This window comes from Paenibacillus solisilvae (assembly GCF_042656405.1).
In the GTDB taxonomy this organism is placed as follows: domain Bacteria; phylum Bacillota; class Bacilli; order Paenibacillales; family Paenibacillaceae; genus Paenibacillus_Z; species Paenibacillus_Z solisilvae.
On the sequence record NZ_JBHSOW010000115.1, the window covers coordinates 1 to 25,692 of the forward strand.

The 25,692-nt window shown below is 47.8% G+C and carries 25 protein-coding genes and 1 pseudogene; all 26 read right to left on the reverse strand.

The window, feature by feature from the left end:
• Positions 1 to 188 precede the first annotated feature (188 nt).
• A protein-coding gene (prfB, locus tag ACFPYJ_RS28935; protein WP_379191720.1) for a peptide chain release factor 2 occupies positions 189 to 1,296 on the reverse strand; the annotation gives its coding sequence in 2 pieces (ribosomal slippage) (positions 189 to 1,223 and positions 1,225 to 1,296; 1,107 coding nt in all).
• Positions 1,297 to 1,351: 55 nt separating this feature from the next.
• Positions 1,352 to 3,859, reverse strand: coding sequence for a preprotein translocase subunit SecA (gene secA, locus ACFPYJ_RS28940; protein ID WP_379191721.1), 2,508 nt, complete (start codon positions 3,857 to 3,859; stop codon positions 1,352 to 1,354).
• Positions 3,860 to 4,030: 171 nt separating this feature from the next.
• Positions 4,031 to 4,576: a ribosome hibernation-promoting factor, HPF/YfiA family gene (hpf, locus tag ACFPYJ_RS28945; RefSeq protein WP_379191722.1), complete on the reverse strand. Its 546-nt coding sequence runs from the start codon at positions 4,574 to 4,576 to the stop codon at positions 4,031 to 4,033.
• A gap of 247 nt (positions 4,577 to 4,823) precedes the next feature.
• Complete coding sequence (locus tag ACFPYJ_RS28950) at positions 4,824 to 5,021, reverse strand: cold shock domain-containing protein (protein ID WP_125666700.1); 198 nt, start codon at positions 5,019 to 5,021, stop codon at positions 4,824 to 4,826.
• Positions 5,022 to 5,224: 203 nt separating this feature from the next.
• The gene (fliB, locus tag ACFPYJ_RS28955; RefSeq protein ID WP_379191723.1) at positions 5,225 to 6,457 is read right to left on the reverse strand and encodes a flagellin lysine-N-methylase; all 1,233 of its coding nucleotides are present in this window, start codon (positions 6,455 to 6,457) and stop codon (positions 5,225 to 5,227) included.
• Positions 6,458 to 6,477: 20 nt separating this feature from the next.
• Positions 6,478 to 6,804 (reverse strand): flagellar protein FliT, encoded by a 327-nt coding sequence (fliT, locus tag ACFPYJ_RS28960; protein ID WP_379191724.1) that lies wholly within the window; start codon positions 6,802 to 6,804, stop codon positions 6,478 to 6,480.
• A gap of 1 nt (position 6,805) precedes the next feature.
• Positions 6,806 to 7,186 (reverse strand): flagellar export chaperone FliS, encoded by a 381-nt coding sequence (gene fliS, locus ACFPYJ_RS28965; RefSeq protein WP_379191725.1) that lies wholly within the window; start codon positions 7,184 to 7,186, stop codon positions 6,806 to 6,808.
• Positions 7,187 to 7,201: 15 nt separating this feature from the next.
• Positions 7,202 to 7,987: a flagellar filament capping protein FliD gene (gene fliD, locus ACFPYJ_RS28970; protein WP_379191764.1), complete on the reverse strand. Its 786-nt coding sequence runs from the start codon at positions 7,985 to 7,987 to the stop codon at positions 7,202 to 7,204.
• Between the two features lie 25 nt (positions 7,988 to 8,012).
• Complete coding sequence (locus ACFPYJ_RS28975; RefSeq protein ID WP_379191726.1) at positions 8,013 to 8,726, reverse strand: flagellar cap protein FliD N-terminal domain-containing protein; 714 nt, start codon at positions 8,724 to 8,726, stop codon at positions 8,013 to 8,015.
• Positions 8,727 to 8,738: 12 nt separating this feature from the next.
• Positions 8,739 to 9,128 carry a flagellar protein FlaG gene (locus tag ACFPYJ_RS28980; RefSeq protein WP_379191728.1) on the reverse strand — a complete coding sequence of 130 codons (390 nt, stop codon included), beginning with the start codon at positions 9,126 to 9,128 and terminating at the stop codon, positions 8,739 to 8,741.
• Between the two features lie 124 nt (positions 9,129 to 9,252).
• Positions 9,253 to 10,020 (reverse strand): flagellin N-terminal helical domain-containing protein, encoded by a 768-nt coding sequence (locus ACFPYJ_RS28985; protein WP_379191730.1) that lies wholly within the window; start codon positions 10,018 to 10,020, stop codon positions 9,253 to 9,255.
• Positions 10,021 to 10,139: 119 nt separating this feature from the next.
• Positions 10,140 to 10,382, reverse strand: coding sequence for a carbon storage regulator CsrA (gene csrA / locus ACFPYJ_RS28990; protein WP_379191731.1), 243 nt, complete (start codon positions 10,380 to 10,382; stop codon positions 10,140 to 10,142).
• Between the two features lie 16 nt (positions 10,383 to 10,398).
• The gene (gene fliW, locus ACFPYJ_RS28995) at positions 10,399 to 10,833 is read right to left on the reverse strand and encodes a flagellar assembly protein FliW (RefSeq protein WP_379191732.1); all 435 of its coding nucleotides are present in this window, start codon (positions 10,831 to 10,833) and stop codon (positions 10,399 to 10,401) included.
• 109 nt (positions 10,834 to 10,942) lie between these two features.
• On the reverse strand, positions 10,943 to 11,512 hold the full coding sequence (locus ACFPYJ_RS29000; protein WP_379191733.1) for a DUF6470 family protein: 570 nt from the start codon (positions 11,510 to 11,512) through the stop codon (positions 10,943 to 10,945).
• 13 nt (positions 11,513 to 11,525) lie between these two features.
• Entirely contained in the window at positions 11,526 to 12,434 is a 909-nt protein-coding gene (gene flgL, locus ACFPYJ_RS29005; protein WP_379191734.1) for a flagellar hook-associated protein FlgL, read from the reverse strand.
• A 17-nt stretch (positions 12,435 to 12,451) separates the two neighbouring features.
• Positions 12,452 to 13,986: pseudogene (flgK, locus tag ACFPYJ_RS29010) on the reverse strand (flagellar hook-associated protein FlgK).
• Positions 13,987 to 14,001: 15 nt separating this feature from the next.
• On the reverse strand, positions 14,002 to 14,499 hold the full coding sequence (locus tag ACFPYJ_RS29015) for a flagellar protein FlgN (protein ID WP_379191735.1): 498 nt from the start codon (positions 14,497 to 14,499) through the stop codon (positions 14,002 to 14,004).
• Between the two features lie 31 nt (positions 14,500 to 14,530).
• Positions 14,531 to 14,794, reverse strand: a complete 264-nt coding sequence (flgM, locus tag ACFPYJ_RS29020) for a flagellar biosynthesis anti-sigma factor FlgM (RefSeq protein ID WP_379191736.1) — start codon at positions 14,792 to 14,794, stop codon at positions 14,531 to 14,533.
• 114 nt (positions 14,795 to 14,908) lie between these two features.
• The gene (locus ACFPYJ_RS29025; RefSeq protein ID WP_379191737.1) at positions 14,909 to 15,331 is read right to left on the reverse strand and encodes a TIGR03826 family flagellar region protein; all 423 of its coding nucleotides are present in this window, start codon (positions 15,329 to 15,331) and stop codon (positions 14,909 to 14,911) included.
• Positions 15,332 to 15,420: 89 nt separating this feature from the next.
• Positions 15,421 to 16,311, reverse strand: a complete 891-nt coding sequence (locus ACFPYJ_RS29030; RefSeq protein WP_379191738.1) for a ComF family protein — start codon at positions 16,309 to 16,311, stop codon at positions 15,421 to 15,423.
• Complete coding sequence (locus ACFPYJ_RS29035) at positions 16,308 to 18,587, reverse strand: ATP-dependent helicase ComFA (protein WP_379191739.1); 2,280 nt, start codon at positions 18,585 to 18,587, stop codon at positions 16,308 to 16,310. The genes ACFPYJ_RS29030 and ACFPYJ_RS29035 overlap by 4 nt, the downstream gene beginning before the upstream one ends.
• Before the next feature lie 243 nt (positions 18,588 to 18,830).
• Positions 18,831 to 19,448 carry a hypothetical protein gene (locus ACFPYJ_RS29040; protein WP_379191740.1) on the reverse strand — a complete coding sequence of 206 codons (618 nt, stop codon included), beginning with the start codon at positions 19,446 to 19,448 and terminating at the stop codon, positions 18,831 to 18,833.
• Between the two features lie 193 nt (positions 19,449 to 19,641).
• Complete coding sequence (locus ACFPYJ_RS29045; protein WP_379191741.1) at positions 19,642 to 20,370, reverse strand: response regulator; 729 nt, start codon at positions 20,368 to 20,370, stop codon at positions 19,642 to 19,644.
• A 6-nt stretch (positions 20,371 to 20,376) separates the two neighbouring features.
• Positions 20,377 to 21,537 (reverse strand): sensor histidine kinase, encoded by a 1,161-nt coding sequence (locus ACFPYJ_RS29050; protein WP_379191742.1) that lies wholly within the window; start codon positions 21,535 to 21,537, stop codon positions 20,377 to 20,379.
• 77 nt (positions 21,538 to 21,614) lie between these two features.
• Positions 21,615 to 24,377 (reverse strand): stalk domain-containing protein, encoded by a 2,763-nt coding sequence (locus ACFPYJ_RS29055; RefSeq protein ID WP_379191743.1) that lies wholly within the window; start codon positions 24,375 to 24,377, stop codon positions 21,615 to 21,617.
• A 165-nt stretch (positions 24,378 to 24,542) separates the two neighbouring features.
• Positions 24,543 to 25,652, reverse strand: a complete 1,110-nt coding sequence (locus ACFPYJ_RS29060; RefSeq protein ID WP_379191744.1) for an S-layer homology domain-containing protein — start codon at positions 25,650 to 25,652, stop codon at positions 24,543 to 24,545.
• Positions 25,653 to 25,692: the final 40 nt, after the last annotated feature.

A 25,692-nucleotide genomic window follows, 5' to 3' on the forward strand; every position in this document is an offset into this window, starting at 1 on the left:
AGTTCACTCATTCCTTATGGTACCATAAGGTTTTTTTCTGAGTGTCTACTTGAAGGGGATAATATCACATCTCCACTTTCATCGTGGTTTTGAAGGTTCTTTTGTTCATATTTTGGGACCGTCTCACTCACACTACCCTTTTGGGACAGTCCTTCTCTTTACTTATGCGTGCTGCAGCCATCCGTTCATTAATCGTGACGAATTTTACTGCGCAAGTACCCATCAATAAACAAATCCAAGTCGCCATCCATGACGGCTCCGACGTTACCGGTTTCCACCGATGTCCGATGATCCTTCACCATACTGTACGGGTGAAAGACATAGGAACGAATTTGGCTGCCCCAAGCAATATCGGATTGTTCGCCGCGGATCTCCGCCAGATGCTTCTGCTGCTCTTCAATCTTACGCTCGTAGAGCTTAGAGCGGAGCATCTGCATCGCACGTTCACGGTTCTGAATCTGCGAGCGCTGTGTCTGGCAGGAAACGACGATTCCTGACGGTACATGTGTAATCCGGATCGCCGACTCGGTTTTATTGATGTGCTGTCCGCCCGCGCCGCTGGCACGGTACGTATCCACCTTCAAATCCTCCGAGCGGATTTCAACCTCAATGGTATCATCGATCTCCGGCATAATATCGCATGACACGAATGAGGTATGGCGCCGTCCTGAAGCATCGAAAGGCGATATCCGGACCAGCCGGTGAACCCCCTTCTCTGCTTTCAGATAGCCATAGGCATTGTAGCCTTTTACGGATATCGTTACACTCTTAATGCCTGCCTCATCACCTGCAAGATAATCAAGCAGCTCCACTTTGAAGCCATGTTTCTCTGCCCAGCGTGTATACATCCGGTAGAGCATCTGACCCCAATCCTGTGATTCCGTGCCGCCAGCTCCCGGGTGAAGCTCAAGAATCGCATTGAGCTTGTCATAAGGCTCGTTGAGCAGCAGTTGAAGCTCAAACTCACTGACTTTGTCCACAAGCGCCTTGACGCTCTTGGTGATGTCGGCTTCCAGCGATTCATCGCCTTCCTCCTCCGCCAGCTCCAGCATCGTCTGCAGATCCTCACGTTCCGCTTCCATCCGGTCGTATTGGTCGACTACCGACTTGACGGCGTTAAGCTCTGCAATGGTGCTTTGCGCGCGGTCATTGTCATCCCAGAAATCAGGAGCCGTCATCTTCTCCTCGAAGTTGGCAATCATCTCGTTCTTAATATCTAAGTCAAAGAGACCCCCTAAGCTCTTGGAGCCGCTTAGTCATCTCACGCAAATCCTGCTTTACCGTTACATCTATCATGACGCTAGCTTCACCTCAACATTATGTTCTGCCCTACCCTATGCGGGAAGCAGCCTTATTGTCCGTGACAGTTCTTATATTTCTTGCCGCTTCCGCATGGACACGGATCATTGCGGCCTGTGCGCTCATCTTTCTTAAGCGGACGTTTCGGCTGCGGCTCACTGCTGCCGCCGGATTCCGTCTGCCCCTTAGCAACCTCTTGACGCTCCAGGTTACTCTCGACATGCGCCTTCATAATATATTTGGTGACTTCCTCTTGAATGTTCTCGATCATTTCCTTGAACATCTCGAAGCCTTCAAATTGATATTCGCGGAGCGGATCCGTACCGCCGTATGCACGAAGGTGAATCCCTTGACGGAGCTGATCCATCGCGTCAATGTGATCCATCCACTTGCTGTCTACCGCACGCAGCACGACAACCTTCTCGAATTCGCGCATCGTTTCGACGCCGATTTCTTCCTCACGCTGATCGTACAGCTCATGTACTTTGCCGTTCAGGTATTCAACGATCTCTTCTTTCTCTTTGCCCCATAGATCGTCCTTCGAGATCATGCCCTCATGGAGGAAGGTTCCCTGCGCATAATCGACGATCTCCTGAAGCTCCCAGTTCTCAGGCACTTCATCGCCTGGACAGTGAGCATCCACGATGCGGCCGATTACCGGTGTAATCATCTCGAGCACGATCTGGCGGATGTTCTCCGAGAACAATACCTCACGGCGCTGCTTGTAGATGATCTCACGCTGCTGGTTCATAACGTCATCGTACTGGAGGACGACTTTACGCTGATCGAAGTTGTTGCCTTCCACCCGTTTCTGAGCGGATTCGATCGCACGCGAGATTAAGCGGCTCTCAATGGGCTGATCTTCATCAAAACCAAGTCGTTCCATCATGCCCATGATGTTCTCAGAGCCAAAACGTCGCATCAGCTCATCTTCAAGCGATAGATAAAACTGGGACGAACCCGGATCGCCTTGACGTCCGGCACGGCCGCGCAGCTGGTTATCGATCCGGCGGCTTTCATGACGCTCGGTACCGATGATATGAAGACCGCCAAGAGTCGGAACTTCTTCGCCGAGCAAAATATCCGTACCCCGGCCCGCCATGTTCGTCGCGATGGTAACCGAATCCGATTGCCCCGCGCGCGAAATGATCTCTGCTTCTTCCGCATGATACTTCGCATTAAGCACCTTATGCGTAATGCCGCGTTTCTTCAGCATTTCGGATAGACGCTCGGAATTCTCAATGGATACCGTACCGACGAGCACCGGCTGCTTATTCTTATGACGGCTGACGATTTCCTCAACAACCGCTTTAAACTTGCCGCTCTCCGTTTTGTAGACGACATCTGCAATGTCATTACGGATATTAAGACGGTTTGTCGGGACTTGGATAACGTCAAGGCCGTAAATTTTCTTGAATTCTTCTTCCTCTGTCTTCGCAGTACCCGTCATCCCGGCCAGCTTGCGGTACATCCGGAAGTAGTTCTGGAACGTAATGGTCGCAAGCGTCATGCTCTCGTTCTGAACCTTGAGCTGCTCCTTGGCTTCAATCGCCTGATGCAAACCATCACTGTAGCGGCGGCCTGACATCAGACGGCCTGTAAATTCATCAACAATGATAACTTCTTCATCTTGAACGACATAATCAACGTCGCGCTTCATAATGGCATATGCCTTGAGTGCTTGTTGTAGATGGTGGTACAGCAGAACATTGGCATGATCGAACAGATTCTCAATGCCAAAGGCACGCTCCGCCTTCTCAACACCGGCTTCCGTTATCGTTACCGAACGAAGCTTCACATCAATCGTGTAGTCCTCTTCTTCTTTCAGGCGCGTCACGAAGCGGTCCGCGGCAAAATACATCTCAGTCGATTTGGCAGCTTGACCGGAGATGATAAGCGGCGTACGCGCTTCGTCGACGAGAATGGAATCCACTTCATCGATGATCGCAAAATAAAGCGGACGCTGTACCATCTGTTCCTTATACAGCACCATATTGTCCCGCAGATAATCGAAGCCAAACTCATTGTTCGTACCATAGGTAATATCACAAGCATAAGCCTGCTGCTTCTCCTCATGGCTAAGACCGTGCATATTGCAGCCTACCGTAAGGCCAAGAAAGTTATATAGCTGCCCCATCTGTTCGCTATCGCGAAGGGCCAAGTAATCGTTGACAGTAACAACATGAACACCTCTGCCAAGCAGTGCGTTCAAATAAACCGCAAGGGTAGCGACAAGTGTCTTACCTTCCCCGGTTTTCATTTCAGAGATCTGACCGTTATGAAGAACCATACCGCCGATCAGCTGCACGTCATAGTGCCGCTTGTCCAGCACCCGCTTGGATGCTTCCCGTACAACAGCAAACGCTTCAGGGAGCAGGGTATCAATATCCTCGCCTTTTTCAAGAAGCGCTTTAAACTCATCCGTCTTGCCTCGAAGCGCTTCATCCGAAAGCTGCGATATTTGCGGCTCTAGTCCATTAATTTCCTCAACGGTTCGCGTCAAACGCTTAATCTCTCGTTCATTGGCGTCTCCGAATAATTTCTTCACTAGTCCGAGCATAGTCTTCCCCTTTCGATATTACGCCTCTTTGCATAAATTGTAACAGTTTGCGGCAGTTCTCGCAATGTGAGCCACCCGCAGCCATCATTATTTACATGCGCTTATTCACGCTTTCCATTAAAAAAGACACAGCTTCAAGAGAAGCTGTGTCCCTTCATTCTTATTTGGTGATTATGTTTGTTCAATCAGTCCGTATTTGCCATCGTTTCTTCTATATACGACATTCACTTCACTGGTCGCTGAGTTCGCGAACATAAAGAAGGAATGACCGACCATATTCATTTGTAGGATTGCTTCTTCTACATCCATAGGCTTCAATATAAATTGCTTCGTCCGGACGAGCTCAAAATCTTCCTCCTCATCAGACACTCTAACAGGAGAACGTTCTTCTTTGAATAAAGATCGGATACCGCTGTCTTGACGAAATTTTCGGCCGATTTTCGTTTTATGCTTACGTATTTGACGTTCAAGTTTATCCACCACGAGGTCGATAGACGCGTACATATCTTCACTTTTCTCTTCCGCGCGAAGTAAAACATTGGATAAAGGAATCGTTACCTCAACTGCGTGTTTACCTTTGGTGACAGACATTGTAACGATTGTTTCGGAGGCGATCGGAGTTTCAAAATACTTTTCCAAGCGGGTGAACTTCTTCTCGACAAAATCGCGCAAGGCGTCTGTCACTTGAATGTGTTGACCTCGAATGTTGTATTCCATAAAAGCATTCCTCCTTTACTTGTTCTTATTATAACATACCCCTGTGGGCGATCTCAAAACTATTTTCTGTATTTTTAGAATTATTTGAAAATTTAATGTAGAAGATTCATAGCCATAAAAATGATAATAATTCACACCAATAATGACATCCTGCACAATAAAAAAGCCCTGGTTTCCCAGGGCTGCTGCTGTTTACATGTGGTTAAGCGTGTACCATTTATAATGTGGCCGCTTAACAGCCAGATGATTACAGTTTATTTACGTTTGCTGCTTGTGGTCCACGTGCGCCTTCGACGATGTCGAATTCAACGGATTGACCTTCCTCGAGCGTTTTGAAGCCTTCGGATTGAATAGCGGAGAAATGAACAAATACGTCGCCGCCTTGCTCAGTTTCGATAAATCCATAACCTTTTTCAGCGTTAAACCATTTTACTTTACCTTGCATCCAGAACATTCCCTTCATCTTCAAATAGCTGCGAGATCACACTGTGTGGCCCACAAACAGAATATACCATCGTCGTCACAATATTGTCAACAACTTTTGTAAGCGAATACATTTACATCTGCCACATGGTTAAATTACCCTTTTATTTGACCGGATAAATTGGTAAATATTTGTCATAAATTAAAAAAATGGATTCCACTATTTCAACTCATTATAAGCAAAGACAGATGACCTAGCGTGATATCTTCTTGTTGGCACTTTTTCTCAATTAATTCTTTGAATTTTTTCGTGTGAGCAAAATTTTTGGTGAAGGATTGAATCAATTGGATAATCAAATTGGTATTAAGCCCTTTGTTAAATGCTGACATGCCGATCAAATGCATCCGGATAAGAGCAAATACAATCCCGATATATCGCACCTTCTCGAACATTGTTTCTTTGGTTGAAAGCGGGAACATAGTGGAGTAAATGTAGTTGACCAGATAGTTTTCAAGCATGTATTCATGCTCGTTCATAAACGGAGCATAGTAATCGTTGCGAATAGCTTCAAAAGCAGAGACAGTCTCTTCGACCTTGCTGCTTTCCGTTGTCTGCATTCCCTTGAGATACTGATCCAAACATTCTTTGTAATGGGTATTGTACCATAAATTCTGTTCAATAAAAGTCGTTAATATATCATTCAGAAACTTAAGTTGGAAATGACCATTAGCAGGAAATATTGCACTGTCCATAATTCCATTCTCTTGGGTAAGTTCATACCGGAACTGTTCTAGCAGATCTTCTATTTGCGTATCTCCAAAGCGTTCAATTGATTCATCAATTCGATCTGCTAGAATTGTAAGCTGCATGAATCGGTGAGAAAGTGTCAGTTGGCGATTCTGTAAAATTTCAATGGAGATCATTCGCAGCGGCCAAAAATACTTCGCTGTCAACGTGGCATTTGGCGAATCCGTTACAACCCTTGCGTTCCACAGGAGATTGGGCTTGGTATAAGCATCCGCGTAAACAAACTCCATCCCTTTAGGTTCAATTAGTGCAAGACGGGCTGCTTCAGGGCAGGACAACACAGCGGAAACTTCTTGCTCCCCGTTGACCTCATTAACTTTACGAGGATAGGTCGCGCAGGTTGGTGATAAATAGGACTCGCCCAGTTCCTTTTGAATAGAGCATAATCCTTTATCGTTGAAGCAACAGGCACCTGATGAAGGTTCTAGCTTCATTGTTGCATATTGCGCTTGTGTACGATCAGCAGCTTTATTAACTGCCACATCCGACTTGAACTGCTTCTTCAGAGTAGGATGCTGCACATTTTGATATCGGCTGTAGGTGTCTTGGTCAATACTGACATTCCAGAGGGCGCAGCATGTATCTTCGCACTCGCTGCCAATACATTGAAATCGATTTATATATTCCGGCACCAGAGCTTTGTTTTCCATTATGTGTTCGATCCTATCTGTTAGTTTCTTTTGTCAAACATAAAACCCTCTGAACTGTATTGCTGATCATAAGCGGACTTCTGCTTCTTGTATGATCGTATACGGCTAATTCCCTCATTGGCTTCATCCTTCAAACGCTGCATATGCTGAAGAATAACGGGATCACAGCTGATAATCTCTCTAATCATTTCTTTATTCTGGGGCGTTAATAAAGGTTTGCTAACGAGGGCGCTCGTTAGCGCTTCTCTAAGCTCGACAAGCTGCACATATTGCTCATAGTCAGTGTTCAGGTTCGGATGGCACAGCAGCTTTGTCTCTTCTAATATTTGATGCAGTAGATTATTCATGTTATTCCTTTGATTGCAGCGCTGGATTAGAAGCCTGCAGCCATGCCGCTTTCAAGTCGGTTAGATAGGATAATACCTCTGAGGCAGGAACAATATCCTTCCGTACATTCGATTCGATAAGGCGGTGAAGCATGTATTCATAGAGTAGAGCCAGCCCATTTGAGATTTCATATTTGAAATCAAGTGATGCTACCAGTTCATGAACTATATTCTGCGCTTTGATCAGGTTCTCATTTGCACTTGCTATATTCTTATGTTCAATAGCATCTATTCCTTGCTTAACAAAACGAATCGCTCCGTCGTATAGCATAATTATAAGTTTACCCGGCGAAGCAGTCTGAACAGAGGATTGCTGATACTTCTGATGTGGTGTTGTTATCATTCTCTCTCACTCCTCTTATTGCGAAGCCCCGAATAAGCTTGACGATTGCGAATTATAACGGTTCATTGCAGTCTCCATTGCTGTAAACTTTCTATAATAATTAGTCTCTATCGAAGTTAATCGATCACTCAAGTCACTCATTCGAATATCAATATCCCTAAGCTGTGTTCCTAACAAACTGGTTGGTGCGAATGCAGCATTGGGATCTGTACTGTATTTGGATGTTCCAGCCTTTTCAGTCATTCCATCCAGAGCTGCCATTATACTATTCGACAACCGATTAAATAAGCCATTGTCCGGGTTGGTTGGCAATACTTTCAACTTCGGGTCCGCCTCCGTCGTTTGCTGTGTAAAAAATTTTACAACTTGATCAGGGTTTGATTCTATAGCTGCTCGAAGTTTACCCTCATCTACAATAGCGAGTTTCCCGAGACTGGTCCATTCTCCCGTTCTAATACCTAATGCGGAGAGATTAACATCAGCTCCATCAATTTTGACGCTCGTGACAGAGGCCAGTCGAATATTATTGACGGCTTGAGAGAGTGTTGAATCGTTGTGAAGCAGTCCACTCTTCGCTTTATCTTCCCAAAGTTTAATCTCATCGTCCTTCATTGCACTCCTTTGTTCATCCGTTAGAGGTGCATACTTACGATAACGTTCTTCGTTCAGCTTGCCGTTAACGGTATCAAGCAAACTATTATAATCGGATATGAATGACTTGATGGTATCTACAATCTTGTCTGTGTTGGCCACTACATTCAATGTGGTTGCTGAACCGCCTGACGGTGCATTCAGCGTAATTTCAACTCCGTTCTCAGTAAAAGTGTTACTTGCACGGGTTGTTGATTGATATTCCGTTAATCTTCACTATCGCATCATGGCCAACCGCTGGTAAAGTTAAATCAAAACTATCCAGCAACCCACCCGGATCTACTGAGACGCTGCCAGATGCTCCGGATATTTTGGATGAAATTGACATTTTTCCTGTCGCGCTATCCAGAAATGCATTTACTTTTGCTGAACTGGTACTATTTATTTTGGTTACCATGGTAGCCAGCGTATCTGTATTTTCATTGAGCGTAATTGTAGAAGTACCACCATTAAAAGTAAAACTTAAGTTGCCACTTCCATCAGCCACGTAATTAATTTTCCCAAGAGCTTTGAGTGCACTCAATGATTGAGTGGTATCAACTGCCCCAATACCCACACCACTCGATACACTTGCCGCATCTGCGAGACTTGTGACTTCGAGAGTCATCGCGCCTGCTGCAGCGCCTGAACCAGCTTTGGCACTTACAGCAGCGGTATTGCCGGAGATATTAGCCTGCTTGGCAGCGATTGAGCCGCTTAAACCGGAATTGAACAATTTATTGTTCCGAAAATCAACCATCTTAATGTTAATGTCCCGATATTGCTGCTGTTGCCACTCTAACTGCGTTTTTTGCTGCGACAATTTGGTTAGAGGTGTCCGTTTGGCGTTCATCAGTTCTTTGACCATTGAATCAATGTCCATACCGGAAGCAAAACCTGATATTCTCATATTAACTCCCCTTTAAATTTTCTCGTCAATGAGGATTCCGTTTATTTCCATAAACTTTGCAACTAAATCCAATGTTTTCTCCGGTGGAATTTCTCGGATTAGTTCACCCGTTTCTTTATTCAGCACTTTAATTGTGATCGTATTCGTTGCTTTATGTACTGCCATTTCAAATGATGTATCTGGTCCTTGGATAACCTTAAGTGCATGCTCGATATTCTTGACCAGCTGCTCGTCACCGGTAGTCACTCTAACGCCTTGCATTTCAACTTTGTTTAATGCTTTGACCGAGTTAACCTGACTCAAAATATCTATTGATTTTGCTTGCCCTTGTCCGCTATCACCCGAAGTTCTCTCTGTTGTGTAACCGGTTGAGGTGTTAGCACTATGAATGTTCATCGACATATTCGCACCCCAATTCATTATTTGTTCTTATTATTTATATCGGTTAGAATGCAGACCAATATTAGATTATTTGCACAAAAAAGAGACCTTGAAATTTCCAAGGTCTCTATCTTGATAGTATCTATTAACGAAGCAAGGAAAGAACGCCTTGCGGCTGCGAATTGGCTTGAGCCAGCATCGCTTGGGAAGCTTGAAGAAGAATGTTGTTCTTCGTGAGATTAACCATTTCTGCAACCATATCTGTATCACGGATACGGGATTCAGCAGCTGTCAAGTTCTCAACAGTTGTACCCAAGTTGTTCGAAGTGTGCTCCAGACGGTTTTGTTTCGCACCCAAGACAGCACGTTCTGTGGAAGTGTTACCAATTGCAGTCTCAACAGCTGCTAATGCAGAAGCCGATGTTAAACCAGTGATACCAGCTGTAGCAACACCAGCAATCGCGATTGTTTGAGCATTATCATCGGATTGGATTGTTGCACCAGCAGTGATTAGGATACCATTGAATGAAGTATCAGTGAATGTCTTGTCAATTTGCGTACCAAGATCATCCAACTCTTTGTCGATGTTTGTTTTGTCGCCAGCGGAGTACGTACCGTTCAGTTTCTGAACGTTCAGTTCTTTCATACGAGTCAGCATGGAGCTAACTTCGTTCATTGCGCCCTCTGCAGTCTGAACGAAGGAAATACCGTCTTGAACGTTACGTTGAGCTTGTTCAAGACCACGGATTTGACCGCGCATTTTTTCGGATACAGCAAGACCAGCAGCATCGTCAGCCGCACGGTTGATGCGAAGACCAGAAGAAAGTTTCTCCATAGATTTACCAGCAGCTGAGTTGTTCAACGTCATGTTGCGGTGAGTGTTTTGAGCAGTAAGGTTGTGATTAATACGCATCGTAATTTCCTCCCTGAAATGGTTGTTGTACCACATCCATGTGGTGTACCGTGATAAAGTCGATCGCCCTTATCCGGCTCTAAATATTATATCGGCGCTAGCCTCTCTCTTATTTATAGCTATTCGTGATTTTTCTGCATTTTTTTCAGTTGATCTTTTAAACTCTCTATATTAGATGCTTGTGCAGCTGATTCTTTATTAGTTTGCTCGATTAAATCGCAAATTTCTTTACGCAGAATTTCTACTTCGCGCGGTGCTTTAAAGCCAAGTTTTATGGTATCCCCGCTAACCTCAAGCACAGTAATTTCTATATTATCTTGAATAACGACAGTTTCACCCTTTTTACGTGAAAGCACAAGCATGCTGCACACCCTCCCTTTATCGTTTATTCGCCTCAAACAACGGATGTCTCGTCAAATAAGTCGTCCGCCCTAGAACGACCTGTTTAGCAGTCTGATTACCCAAATTGAAAACGATCGGTGCAACAAGATTGATTGTGGCCGTATCAAGCCTTTCCCCGATACTAATAATAGATCGGATCATTACCTGATCTACGGAGGTTACACCGAGCTCCGCAACTGCAGATTCCGGAAGCTCGAAATCATAATCAGGATAGAAGAAAAATGGATCCGCAATGACAAAAACCAAACGTTCATCACTGATCGACTGCAAGTATGCAAAGGGTTGATCATCTTCGGAGGCAACAACGACAAACGATGTTTGATCCTCAAACCCCGGAATTCCATTTGAGAAGGTATAGATTTCGTCCTCCGAGACTGTTAATTGACCAAAACGACTAGTTTGTAGTTCCATAGTATTCGATTCTTCCCCTTTCTTACGCTGTAGTAAGTGAATGATAAAGAAAATGCCATAGAATGAAACCGGTCCCGGTTTTTCTATAGCATACTTGATTCGGACTAATCTATACTCGAAGGTCTAGTCCTGAGACATCAAAACGTATGGAGGGATACTGCTGCATGTAAACTTTAAAATTACCGCGTTGATAATTGATTTCCGGTTTATGGACTTGAACTTGAATATCGACTTTCCCTGCCTCAATTTGAACATCAGGTTTATGAATAGTGAAGTCAATATCTACGCTATGAAAAGAAACAGGTCCGAACACTTCAACATCCGGAGCACCAGCTAACATATCCTCAAGCGCTATATCCGGAATCGGATTTTGTTTAATGCGCAGGTCTCCCATTCGATTTCCCTTTTCAACGATGTGGGCAATACCTTGAAGTGCAATCTCCGGCATCTGCGAGTAGATGCGATTCACGAATTCTACTGGTTTGCCGCCATTGAAAGCAGCCCACATTCGATCCTGATTGAGATTAAGCTCAGGCATTTGTAAAGGAACACTAATCTGGGTCGGTGTTGTTTTCACTTGCATATCGGCAGGCTGGGATTGAATGTCATATTGTCCTAAGCGTGATTCAATACCTATTAAGCCCTTTTGCGATTCAGCTTGAATGATAGGAAGCTTCATCTTCCGCCCCCTTCTAGCGCAGGAAATCTACGAGTGATGGAGTAATAACTTTTGCTCCCACGGATAATGACGCCTGATAAATGTTTTCGTTAATTTTAGAGTCAATAAGCAGTTTTTCGTAGTCAGCATCTTCTGTTTTAGATTGCATGCCGGTTAAATTAAGCCCTAAGTCATCGAGTCGATTTTGCATAAGCTCAACCCGGTTGACTCTCGCACCATTTTCGGATCTTGCATTCAATATTTTGCTTGTTCTATTTTCCACCGAACTCAATTGGTTGGAAATATTAGTATAAATTCCCGAGCTTAGCGCCGTCATTACGTTATCGAATACAGCGAAAACATTGTCATTTTCCCCTATATTCCCAAAAACACTATTCCCAGTTAAGTTAACCGGCAGCGTAACGCCTACACCTACCGCATAAGAAACATCTCCTGCATCCGTAGTGACAGCTTTTGCATCAAATCCAGCAACATTAGGATCATATGGCATTTTGTCAAAGGTTTGACCATTAAAAACATATTTGCCATTCAGCTTACTGTTCGAGATATCAATCATTTGATTCTTTAATTGGGAAATCTCGTTCTTGATATTCTCAAGAGCTTCCGGCGGATTGGTGCCATTGGAGCCCTGAACAGTAAGTTCCTTTACGCGCTTCATGATTTCACCAGCTTGATTGAGCAGCGTATCGTTGAAATCCAGCCACGAATGGGCGGCGTCTGCATTTTTCGTGTACTGATCGTTCGAAGCGATTTCCGTCCGGTAACGAAGTGCATAGGTAATTCCAACCGGATCATCGGATGGCTTGTTAATCTTGCGGCCGGTAGTCATCTGCTCCTGCAGGCTGTCCATCTGGGTTAAGTTCCGGTTCAGGTTCCGAGATAGCTGCATATGCATCATCCCTGGCGTTACACGTAATGCCATCTTATTGCCTCCTATTCCTAACGGCCAACTACGCCGGTTCCGTTAATAAGTTTCTCAAGCAGCTGATCAAAGTTCGTCATGAATCGTGCTGCAGCCCCGTAAGCATGCTGGTATTTAATCAAATCCGACATTTCCTCATCAAGCGAGACACCGCTTACCGATTGCCGGCTGCTCTCTACCTGATCCTGCTGCGCAACCGAGTTCTGGTACTGCCGGCTGGCTTCCTCCGACTGTACACCCAGCGCACCGATCAGAGAACTATAGAAGGTGCTGATTGTCGCCTCCGAGATACCATTACCGGTTGCAGACTGATCAAACTTAAACTTCACATCACTGAGCTCGGACATCAGAAGAGCCAGGCTGTTATTTCCATTAACGACTGTAGGCGTCCCATTAACATCAACGGTCCTCATCGATGTTGCTATTTTATTCGTATCATCGGCAATCACGGTGTGTTTAGTTGAATACTGGAAGCTGTTATCGTGCTTGAGCCTGCAGCAGCTGTAAAGAAATCCAGCCCGCCTGCAGCCGGTGATCCCATGGAATATCCAAGCTTGTGAAGCCCGTTAATCCCCTTGACGGTCATCGTTGTATCAGTCGCAAGCGGCGTTGTTGTCCCTGGAAGCACGGATCCCGCAGGAACCGTGACTTGGATATCTCCGCTTGCAAGTGTATTGGCGAGGGTATCCAACTGGCGCTGGTAATCGGCTACGTACACATCACGTGAAGTCATCATGCCGAAAACTTCGCCATTATTCAGATCACCCGATTGATAGGCGGAATTAAGCGCTGCTGCAGAAAGCGGAGCAGCCTGATCGCCCGTAACTAAATTGATGTTCCCCATCGAAACGGTATATCCATCCGGCGTATCGGTTACCTGAATATTAACGATCTGCGACAGCTTGTCCGTCATCAGATCCCGTTGATCTTCCAGATCATTAGCATTGTCGCCTAGTGATTCGATTCGTTTAATCTCTGCATTCAAGGAAGCGATTGTATTCATATATGTATTCGCTTGCGTCGCCTTAACATCAATGCTGCTTGTCAAATCTGCTGACAAATCCGACAGCTGCTTGCTTGTTTGGTTAAAGGAATCGGTTAAAGCCATGGCCGTTTCACGCACGATTTTGCGCCCCGTTACATTCTCAGGATCTTTACTGAGGTCAGACCAGGCTTGATAGAACTTATCCATAACCGTGCGAATACCGCTGTCCGAAGGCTCATTCACAATGGATTCAAGCTTGCTCAGCGTATCTGACTGAACAGACCAGCTGCCGGCATATTTGCTCTGATTACGGAACTGATCGTCCAGGAAGGCGGTCCGAATCCGGTTGATGGCAGCAGCTTCAACACCAGTTCCAAGCTGGCCGGCATTCGTCGACCGATTCATACCGAAAGCTTCCATAGGCTTCGTTGTCACCATCGTTACCCGTTGACGGGAATAGCCTTCCGTATTCGCATTTGAGATATTGTGGCCGACCGTATTAATTGCCGTTTGCTGCGTGAATAAGCTTCTCTTGGCCGTTTCGATTGAATGAAAGGTTGAAGTCATTTCCGATTTGCCTCCCTATCCTCGTGTATCAAATAAACCGTTTCGCGGGTTCCCATACCCAGGGCTGCGCGGATGTTGATAGGTAATGTCATCGTGAGGATCCTCGACCATGATATCAATGGAATAATCGATAAATTTTAACGACTGCTCTATAAGCTGCTGATTCAGTTGATTGATCTTCTGCAGTTCATGAAGCGATGAGGTTAATTGTTCATGAAGCTCTGCTAGCTTTTGTTTGTCTTGAGCCGACGTTACCGTTCGAATCATTTCGCTCAGTCTGCCGCCTTTATAGCGGGGCAAGCCAAGACCGGTGAAGAATTGGCCCGAAAGCTGCATGCGGACCTGCTCATGCTCCTCCGCCTGCTTCAAGAGTCTTTTTTCCTTCTGCATGGCGGCGTTTAGCTGATCCACTTCGTTCTTCACGAGAAATGGCGTCTTCTGCTTCGCCAGCTCCAACAGCTGGCTGTATAAGACAGCTTGCTTCTCCAATACCTCGACGATTGCATCCACCATAACCGGGTCTCACCTATTCTTATTCAAGATTTTATTTCAAAAAAGGAAGCAGCTTCTCCGCAATCTTACCTGCTTCAACATGGTAAGTGCCCGATCTGACGGATTGCTTCAATTCGTTGATGAGCTTCGCTCGCTCCGCCCCGTTAACCCGGCTGGAAGATAACATCTCCTGCGCTTCTGCGGATATCTGCACTTCGTCCGTTTTCCGTTTGCGTCCCGCATTGCCGGTTTGTTGCTCGTTTTGTTTCTGATAAGGATTCACTGCGCCGATGCGCTGCGTTTCATTAATTTTCATCGTAACCCCTCCAACGTTCACAGCCAATTAAAAAAGCCGATAACTCTATACAAGTATTATCGGCAAGTTTGTATAAAAATTTATAGAAATCGTAAGACATCATAAAATACAAGCTTATGCACGGTCGCGTCGATCCATGATCCGATAAGCGGCAGTTGCTGAACCAGGCGTTTTATCTGATTCTTTTTTCTGATCAGCTTTAGCATTGTTCGAGCTTCTCACTTCATTCATGAGCGTTGCTCTGCAGCTCGTACACATATTGTTCTCCCGAATGAGCGTTCCGCAAACCTCGCAAGGATACATCAAGTTCGGAACACCGATAAGCGATATGCGCCCTTCGCGGATAAACTTCGTAATCTGCTTGACAGAAACTTTGGTTTCATCTGAGAGCTCCGTTATATTGGCGCCTTTATTCTTGCGCAAATAATCTGCGCACAGCTGATATTCATGATCTATTTCCTTCATGCAGCTTGGGCAGACATCCCGAAAATTCTTGGCGTACAGCTTGCCGCAGCGTGGACAGTTATCTAAGTTCATTGGACGAGTGCTCCCTTCAAGGTAGCCTACCTAAGTTTCTTCATATTACCTCAAAAATGGACAAAATTCACTATTTTTTTCACCCCTTGTTAGGAGCGTGCGAGGGTGAGGATGAAAATCTCGGCTTGAACATCTGGAAGGGTCGTTCGAAAGGAGCGTGACAGCGCTGCTGCGCAGGCATTGACCGTGCTCCCTGTCGTATAAATGTCATCAATAATCAGAAAACGAACAGGCCGATGGGCAGGCGAATTTAGATCATCCGCTAGTTTCTCTCTACTTGCAGCAGAGGAACGCTTGGCAGCTAGCTGTGTTGATCCTTGCCGGATTTGTTCTAGCATAAATAGAAAAGAGGAGTGATCTACAGCAAATAGATTCCGAGAATCCAGCAGTCTCGCTCCCCGGGTCTTAAAGCTTTGCTTAGCGCTGTGACGCATGCGGACAAGCACCTCATGAACGGGCAGATTCACCTGCTCAGCCAAGTACGAAGCGAGGCGCTCTGCTTGATTAAAGCCGCGCTCTATCCGTCTCTCCTCACTCACAGGCACGGGTATAATTGCATCAAACCGGTGGGAGGCGTCCCGCATTAGCAAATCCCGCATCATTCTTTGGTAGGCAGCTGCCAGCATTTCTCCCAAAAGCGGCTCAAGCGCTTCATGCCCCCTATATTTGTACATGGCCAGCCAATGTCTAATCGTTGAATCGTACCGGACTGCACTTCGATTGAGCAGGAACGAGGTGTCTGTCCGGCGCGAGCAGTCCGTGCATTGCTCCGCGCGGCCGCATATCGGGCACATGATTCTAGTAATCCATGGTATTGCACGGCTGCATGCGGTACAAAGGGGCAGATTATTGCTTGAGGGCGCTCCCCGCCCGGATCTGCCGCAGATTGAACAGGCCCGGGATGAAGGGGACAGCAGGGCGCTCATACTGCCAATTGCTTTGGGTAAGGTTTCTTGCAGCTTGCTCCAAAAGGCTGTCATGTAAGGTAACCCTCCTTATGCTGAAGAAGATATCCCTCTCTGGCGGCAATCCGGTTCATTCCGCGTATTTGCTTGATGGCTGACTGCTGCGAACGATTACGGGCGGATGCGCAGAAATATACGGCGCCTGCCGGATCATCCATGGACCGCCCTGCCCGGCCGGCCATCTGCACAAGCGAAGCGTCATCAAACAGCTTGCCGTCCGCATCCAAAATAAACACATCGCTCTTCGCGATGGTTACGCCCCTCTCCAATATGGTTGTCGTCACCAGCATGCGGATGCCGCGGTCACGAAACCGCAGCACCTTGCCGCTGCGCTCCTCGTCTTTTGAGGAGGTGCCTTCGATGATAATGCCCGGAAACAGCCGCCTAAAGCGGTGAACGAGCGGCTCTACGTCCCGGATATGCTGGACAAAAACAAATATCTGCGCTCCGCGGTTTATGGATGCTTGCAATTTATGGACGAGCCTACGCGGGAGCATACGTTTATGCAGTAACTGTCTCACCGGTGGAATGACGAGCTGCACAGGGACTGGAAGCGGATGCCGATGAAACCGTACAGGGACACGGACGTGGGCTAAGCGCTTGCGCTTCACCGCTCTTCTCATATCAGCCGGCGGAGTTGCTGATAGAAAGATAGCGGCTGCTCCAGGTTTGCCGGCATGCTCAGCCGCATAGTGCAGCATCGGATCGTTGTGGTACGGGTACGCGTCAAGCTCATCGATGATCACGAGATCAAACCCGTGACGAAAACGAAAAAGCTGATGGGTGGTCGCCAGCGTAATCTCTCCTTGCTCCCAGCGCTGCTCGCTTCCGCCATAGAGTGTGACGACTGAAGTCTGCGGGAATGCACGGCGTATTCTCGGATCGAGTTCGAGAACGACATCCCGCCGCGGCGTCGCCAAGAGCGCCCGGCCACCCCGCAGGATGCAGGACTCGATGAGGGGGAAGATCATTTCAGTCTTGCCTGCGCCGGTGACTGCCCAGAGGAGGAAGTGCCTGTTATGCCTTTGTGAAGTACGGGCATGATTATTGCGGGCCTGGAAGAGCCGCCGCCATGGGCGGGTTCTGGCCGCCATTGCTGCTGGTGGCGGCGTTTCGATACATGTTAGAGAAGCTGCTGATGGCGCTTCGATGTATGTTAGGGCAGCAGCCGCCATTGCTGCTGGTGGCGGCGTTTCGATGAAAGTTAGGGCCGCTGCGGCTGCAGCAGACTGCGCCGGGCTTAGCTTCCAAGGGTCTAAACGCGCGGCCAGCCTGTCCGCGGTTAGATCAAATGCGCTTGAGGCGCCCGGCGGTACTGGGACGCCAAGAGCGTATGGCATGCCGTGTATGAGGAGGCCGCATTCTCTGCTGCGGCCCATGTTGAGGCATGCCTCGCAGTACGCGCATGCGCGGCCGCATGCGGCGCATGGCGTTCGGCGCATGCGCGCCGTGCCGCTGCCGCAGCGCTGGCAGCGGAGCAGCGGCGGGCGCGGCACGGCGCCGAGCGCTTGCCGCCACCGCAGCAGCCCGGGCTGCGGCTGCGGGGCGACCGCGCCGCCCAGGCGCAGCTGGCCGAGCAGCGCGGCCAGCTGGAGCGCGCGGGCTGCCGCGCTCCAGGCCGCCGGCGCTGCGCCTGCCGGCGAGGCCGCGCCTGCGGCGCCAAGCAGGGCGAGCGCTTCGCTGCTTAGCAGCGCTCGTCCCTGCAGCAGCGCAGCGGCGCGCACAGCCTGCGCCGCCAGCGCCAGCGCCCGTGCACGGCCGCCGTCCGCCGCAAACCCGGCGGACGGGCCCTGCACATGCGCCGCATGTGCAGTCGGCGCAGGCTTCGCCATGAAGCCTTGCTCTGCCTCCGCATTCACCGCATCACTTACTAATCGTGTAAGAATGCTGCACGCTTCATCCACATGGACCGGCCTTGCAGCAGCCGGCCACTTCTCCGCTATACCTCTTGCCACACCTAACGGCAGCGGCTCTGACCATGCAGCAACCGCGAAAGCTCCTGCAGGCTCTTCATTATTATCACTTTCCCCTTCCCCCGCTCCGCTGTTTTTCTTAACCCGTGATCTCTCTCCTCGCCCAAGCCCTCTGCACGATTCTCCTTCACTAATATGTACAGCCAAACTCCCTCTTTCATCTCTATGGCGTTCCTCAAGCTCAAGCCTTCGAACCTCTTCCTCCAATTCAAGTCTAAACCGGTCGTCCAGCCAATAAGCATAATCAACCTCTGGCGCAATTGACCATCTCGCCTGTGTTTCCCCTAATCCTAGCCGTACATATAATATAACTTTCATGGTAACGCCTCCAGTAAGCTCGAATCGTTCTATACCGCTATTTTCCAAAAATGAAGCATCACGATTTAGAGGTCCACCCCAATAAACGAATAAAAGCACACTCGCAGACTGCCTAAGGCAATCATACGGGTGTGCTTCACTCGTCATCATATGTCGTTACTAAGATTATACCTCGCCCTCCCCAAACATAGCAATGATCCCTTAGCAAGGCTTATGCGGCGCAGACGGTCCCATCCTCTACGCTTATAACGGAAGCCGCGACACTTCCGCCGGATCTCTCAAATCAATCAATACTGCATGCTCCGATTCCGTAATAATTCCTTCCGCTTGAAGCATCCACATGAGCGAAGTAGGTTCCACGCCCTTAGCCTGATTCGCAATAACAGGCCCTTTCCAAATTCCACTCAGGGCCGCCCGAAAGCGTTGCCATATCGAGCTAGTCTTCGGATTCTGCCGCGGTTCTGTTTCGCGGGAATTATTTCCTGCCTCCTGACATATGCGGCTGTCATTCATCGGTTTAGCCTCTTCGCTTTCTCCCAGCGCCCCATTTAACGCCCCGGCCATGGGTGCTCCTGATTTAATATCCACCTTCATCCCGTATCTTGCAAAAAATCGGGCGATACCGATGGTTTCATCCTCTGAGCCATGATCGACAACCGTCACCTTAACCTCCTGCCCGGTAAAATGGGAAAACCGGCGCAGCGATCTCATATACCATTCCATCTGGAGCTGTTCATTACCCGCTATGAGTACAAAATGCTGCACATTGCGATTACGTTTAGAAGACCATACTGAAGCCGCATGCACGGCAGCCGCCGCCAAGGCGTAACAACCAACAATCCAAAGCAGAACTGGAATCATGGTGGCCACCTCCTTTTTGTGACATCATATGCCGAGCAACGCCCATGGGTGCTGGTCAATCACGGACAAGTCGAATAAACGGGCTTCCAGCTGTCCCCCTATTGTGCCGAACCCCAAAAAAAGCCCCCGCACCGGCGGAGGCCCCTCTACAATATGTATGTAATCTCTTACTCCTATTTGCCATCCTTCATTCTTACAGCGTCACCCAGCCGAACTTAATTGAGCTAATAACCGCCTGAGTCCGGTCGTCTACTTCCATCTTTTGCAAAATGCTGCTGACGTGATTCTTAACCGTCTTCTCGCTGATAAAGAGGAATTCGCCGATCATTTTGTTGCTCTTACCTTCCGCCATCAGCCGAAGAACTTCAGCTTCGCGGCGTGTCAACGGGTTGTTCTCACTTGGAATGAATTTTACGCCCGCTTCGCGCCCCGCAGCCGCTCCGGATGCTGCACCGATTTCATCGAGATACGTCATACGGCGAAGCTGGTTAATGAGCTTGCCCGTTACTTTAGGATGAATGTACGCATATCCGCTTACAACCGACCGGATCGCGTTGGCTAAGGCTTCCGCCTCCATATCCTTCAGCAAATAACCGGATGCGCCTTTACGCAGAGTTTCAAACACATAACTCTCATCATCATGAATCGATAGGATAATGACCTTCACATCGGGGAAAATGTCACGCAGCCGCTCTGTTGCAACGACCCCGTTCTCGATTGGCATGTTAATATCCATCAGCACAACTTCTGGCTTGATCTGGTTGCAGAACTCAAGCACCTGTATCCCGTCGTTACATTCGCCGATGACTTCCAAATCATCTTCCATATTCAAAATCCGCTTAAGTCCTTCGCGGAATAGCTGATGATCATCAGCTATCAAAACTTTAATTTTCCGTTTAGGGCTAGTCGCTCTCAGGTCCATCCTCATTTACTCCTTTCGCTGCTCCGCATTGATGGGAATATGAATCGTCACTTTCGTTCCTTCATTAATCGCTGATTCGATCTCCATCCTTCCCTCCAGCAGCTCAACCCGCTCACGCATTCCGATCAAACCGAAATGTGTACTGTGCTTCGCCCGGGACTCCATCAGATCGACGTGGAAACCAACTCCGTTATCCTTTACGACAATCTTCACCATCTGAGTCTGAAAGGTTATTTCTAGTGAGACGTAAGACGGATTAGCATGCTTAAATGCATTACTGTAAGCCTCTTGAACCATTCGGTAGATGCCCGCTTCCATTGCCGAAGGAAGGCGTGTCTCCTTACCGATGGTGTCGAACATCGTCCGAATCTTACTTTTTTCTTCAAAATCCTGAATATATTTACGCAGTGTTGGGATTAATCCGAGGTCATCCAAGGCCATAGGTCGCAAGTTAAAAATAATCTTACGAATTTCTTCAATACCTGAACGCACCTGCCCCTTCAAATCTATTAATTCTTCCTGGACTAACTGAAATTCCTGCTTACTAAGCATTCTTTCCGCAATTTCCGTCCTAAGAACTATATTTGCAAGTGATTGAGCAGGACCATCATGAATCTCTCTTGCGATACGTTTGCGCTCTTCTTCCTGGGCCAAAATAATCTTTAGACCTATTTGCTGTCGATTTTTCGCAGATTCCAGGATTCTCGTCACCTGATTCAAATCACCGGATAGATATTCAAGCACGACATTAATTTGCGATGCGATCGTCTCCGCCCGCTCAATGGATTGCTCCACATTTCGCACCCGCTTCTGTAAATCATCGCGGCGAGCCTTTAAATAGACTTCTTTTTCACGGAATATCATTAAATCCAGCTGCAGCTGTGTAGCCTTTTCATAGGCGATTTTAATATCCTCTTCTTTATATCGGATAAAGTCACGGCTAACTTCAGTTAATCGCATTCGCGACCGTCGATAATCCAGCTCCAGTTTATCGACCTTATCAATGATCGCAGCGGCTTCTTGTAATACCTGGTTAAGTTCTTGGCCGAGCGCGAACATTTCTTTGCGGGCAGATTCACAAATCTCAAAAATTTGATATTTGCTCTCTTCCATCACTAGAACAGCGTTTTTGATCACGCGATCTATATCTTTAATACGATAATCCACGTTCGGCTCGGCCTACTTTCTTCATAAATCTGTTAATCTTCTCTTATCATAGCACAGATTAGACTAGACAAGTCATATCATTCGACGGTAATCGTGCCCATTTTTCCATCCCATTTTACGATTAGGCCTAATTGCTCCGACACAAGCCGGATCGGGACTAATGACCGTCCTCCACGGGAAATCGGTGCGACTTCAGACTGCTTACGAATTCCGTTTAATAGGAACTCCTTCCGGCCGAGCCACATCTCCAGCAGTTTATCTCCGCGCAGGACCGAAACCCGTTTCAAGGTGCCCTCCCAATTGATTTGGGCGCCCATTGCCTCTGTTATGAAGCGCAGCGGCAGGTAAGTCGTATTATTCAAAACCACAGGCGCAACATCAAGCTTATACGGTTTGCCGGCAACTGACGCCGACTTGGAGCCTACCTTCAGCTCAATCTTCGTCTTAGGCAATTCCGGAACTACAGCCGGGAATTGGAAGCTAATATTATCAAAAGCTAGTGAACCGATTAGTAATCTCTCATCCTGTCCGTCTGCTATAGACGCCGCATAGATTCGTTTTAATTTAACAGGGTAGGTGATCTGATCCGCAGGCAGATTCACCTTCAGCTGCTTCCAACCGGACCAATCGACTTGATCGGCCAAGGTTACCAGGTAGGACTTGCCCGCTTTATCCATAAATTCAGCCCTGAGCCAATTGAAGCTGCTGTCCCCCATGACACTCATCGTCATGGCTGAAGGCGTGCCTTCTACAGAAAGACCCGCTCCATTCAGAACGGCATATGCTGCTTTAGTACCAGTACCCGCCGAGAAATCGTAATTCAGCTGCAGGGAACTGGAGCTTTCATTGCCCGGCAGTCCAGTCACAACACTGGCAGAACCCAATACACCATTCGTACCGGAAAAAGAAATTGGGTAGGTCACCTTTTCAAAATCTTCAAATTTCTTATCTGCACCGCCCGCAAGCACCGCCATGGCCGAGTAGCCGTCATAGCGTGCAATTGCATAGCCGACACTAGAAGCTGAATTCACCGTATTAATAGTAAGCGAGTTCCCATTAACTGAACCTGTAAAGCCGCGAAGCTCCCATTTGACAGACTCAGCCGGAACGGTCATCTTGCGCCCATCCTTCAGGGTTACCCGAACCGGAAGAGAGATGGTTTTCCCCTGCTCCAGAACCGGCGAGCTCGCATCAACACTCATTTGAGCAATTTGGTCACCGCCAATAACTTCAACAGCGAGCTTATCGTTAATGCTGCCCGATTGAACGGTAATGGTAGTCTGACCGGCCTTTGCGGCAGTAAACGTATTTCCCGCGAAGGTGCCGATTGCGCTGCTTGATTTCCAGAATGGCGTGAGGCTTCCTGGGTCAATCGGATTATAAAAGGTGTCATAGGCCTTCATTGCATATGAAGACTGCTGGCCAACGAACAGAGTTGTGTTTCCGCTTGCTTTAATGCCTCTTAATTGACCTTGAGGCGCAGTCGTAAAGACGCCTATGGCATTGGCAACCTGGCGCTGGGTAACCCCATATTCCGTTGGAAAAGAAAGCTGGGTGCCCGTTTCACCAAGAGGACGGGCAATCATCGTCGTCGAACCGCCTCCATCGAGGTTAATTCCGCGCCATACGCCAAGCTGCACAAGCAGCTTCTGAAGCTCTTCCAAGGTCACGCCCTTGCTGCTGCCGCTATCCTCAACCGTGACGAGCATCACTTTCGAGCCATCCTTCGAGTAGCCCACGGCCGTACGTGCACGGTCACTGGCTGGACTAATGCTGCTCGGATTTCTGGAAAATTTCGCCGCAGCTCCTTGATCGACAAGGATGGTATGTCCGCCCACCAGCATTTGCAGCGTAGAAGGATCAACCTTTGCACCGCTGGAATTAGCAATTAAATTGTAATTGGCTTTAATCGGCTGACCGATCAGCAAATGATCACGGACGAATTGGGCCGCTTTTCCATGTGTACGCAAAATATAGCCGTCCACTGGCGGATTTCCTTGAATCTTCCCGTTCGTAACGATTTCCTTGACGATATCGTTTTGGACAAGCACTTCGGTCGGAGTCGTCGCGCTATCCGAAGCATCGGGTCTGGAAACCGTCCAGGCGCTTGTATAGATATACATCGCATTCGCATGACTATATCCGTTATCAGGCTCGGTTCGATAGGATGCTTTATTAATGCCAGCCAGAGCAAAGCTTGAACCGTCAGCTGCGGTTATATTTCCTTCAAAGCCAAACGTATCAATGATTGGTTTCCTGTCTTTGGTCACAGCAAAAGCGTACATTCCTGTCAGCTCGGATGTACTCGCCGTTAAATTCCCACTCGTAACCTCTGCCCCGATAGGCGTTCCTTTTCCGCTGGATACATTAAAATAATCGGCGTTAACGCCTGCAACTGCTCCGCTTTTGTTTACCATATTTCCAACCGAGCTTACGCCCGTTACCGTTCCCGCTTTGCCATTCATGACATCGAGCTTTACGTAAGGGTTTGCTAAATCAATCTCAATGACATGTACATTCGATAACTCAGCACCATCACTTAGCTTGTTGGCCCATCGATAATCGATTCGTTTGGCGCCTGATGTTATCATTTCTTCCGATAGCTGTACGAGTTGTTTCACAGAAGCCTGCGTCGTCATCGTCTGAGACGCTGCAGCGGCCTCCTCGCTGCTTGCAGCCGCAGCGTATGTAGGAATTGCTATAGATAAGGGCTGTACGAGCAGCGAGGCACCTAGCGTCATTACGAGCATTCGCTTGCTTGTCGGCTTATAAGCAGTAAGAATGGTCTTCTTTAGGGCGGAATGAATCGGTGTATGATTGTTCTTCTCTGGATTGCGCATCTGTCTAGCAACTCTCCCATCTTTAAGTCTATTAGAGTTAGACTATCAATGGGAGGTAAAAGTTACGCCCTGATAGAAGACTCCTATCAGTTGCTAGGCAGCGAAAAGAAAAAGCTATCTTGTCCAAGGACTAGATAGCTTCACCATCAAAGAGATTCATAGGATCTAAATATCAATAAAATTCAGGTAATCGAGCAGGCGTTTAATCATGACCGCTGCTTGTGCGCGTGAAGCCGCCGTTTTGCCTCCGAAGGTTCCGTTAGACATGCCATTAATGACTCCCGCCTGGACAGCCTTTGCCACATCGCCCTGTGCCCAAGTACCGATCTTCGTGCTGTCCTTGAACCTTTTCAAAACGGTTACCGAGCTGCCGGACAGACCGATCTGAATTCCGGCTGCGTTAGCCGAACGGACCATCATCGATGCCATTTCTACACGTGTTACCGTTCTATTGGGCTTGAAGGTTCCGTCGGTCTTCCCTTTGACGATCCCGGCATTGCTGGCAGCCCCAATATAAGCGGCCACTGTCGTGGACGTATTTACATCCTTGAATTTAGCTGCGGCTTGCTTATCGCCGTTCAATCCAAGCCCCTTTGCAATGAACATCGCGAACTCGCCGCGAGAAATCGCTTTATCGGGAGAGAAAGCAGTAAGCGAGTTCCCTTCGACGATATATTTGTTCGCAAGGAGCAGAATATCATTTCTTGCCCAGTGCTTTGCAATGTCCGAATAATTAACTGCGCCTTTAATGACGGTATACACGCTGTTTCCTTTACGCTTGAAGGTTACGACGGACATTCCATTCTCCTGCGTCACTTGCGTTGGCGCATAAGAAAGCTTATTGGTCTGCGGATCGAGCCAGACGACTGCGGCCTGTCTGCCTTCGAGCTTTGCCGAAGTCCTGATGGTCCGTGTAACATATGCACTCAGCGTATCTAAGGATTTCGATTGCCCGTTACTGTTTATGCTAAGCTCGAAGCTAACCGGGCTGACCAGCATTTGAGCGGATGCTGAGTTAAGTGCAGACGTTAATCCAGAAGCTAGATTCGCTGCGTTCATATCGATGGATACGAATAGTTGGCCTACTGCACTATTGGCGTTTGCCATCTGTGCCAACTGGCTGAAGTTTAACGCGCTTAGTGGAATTTCATAAGAAGTATCTTTATATACAATCGCTATTGAGCCATTTGATACGGACTTCTTGGATTCTTCAAGCGCACTCAGCGAAATAGCTACCAATCCGGCTGCTTCTGAGTCCGGAACCGTAAATACCACACGGGGTGATATCCCTGCGACTGTTCGAACCGTATTAAAA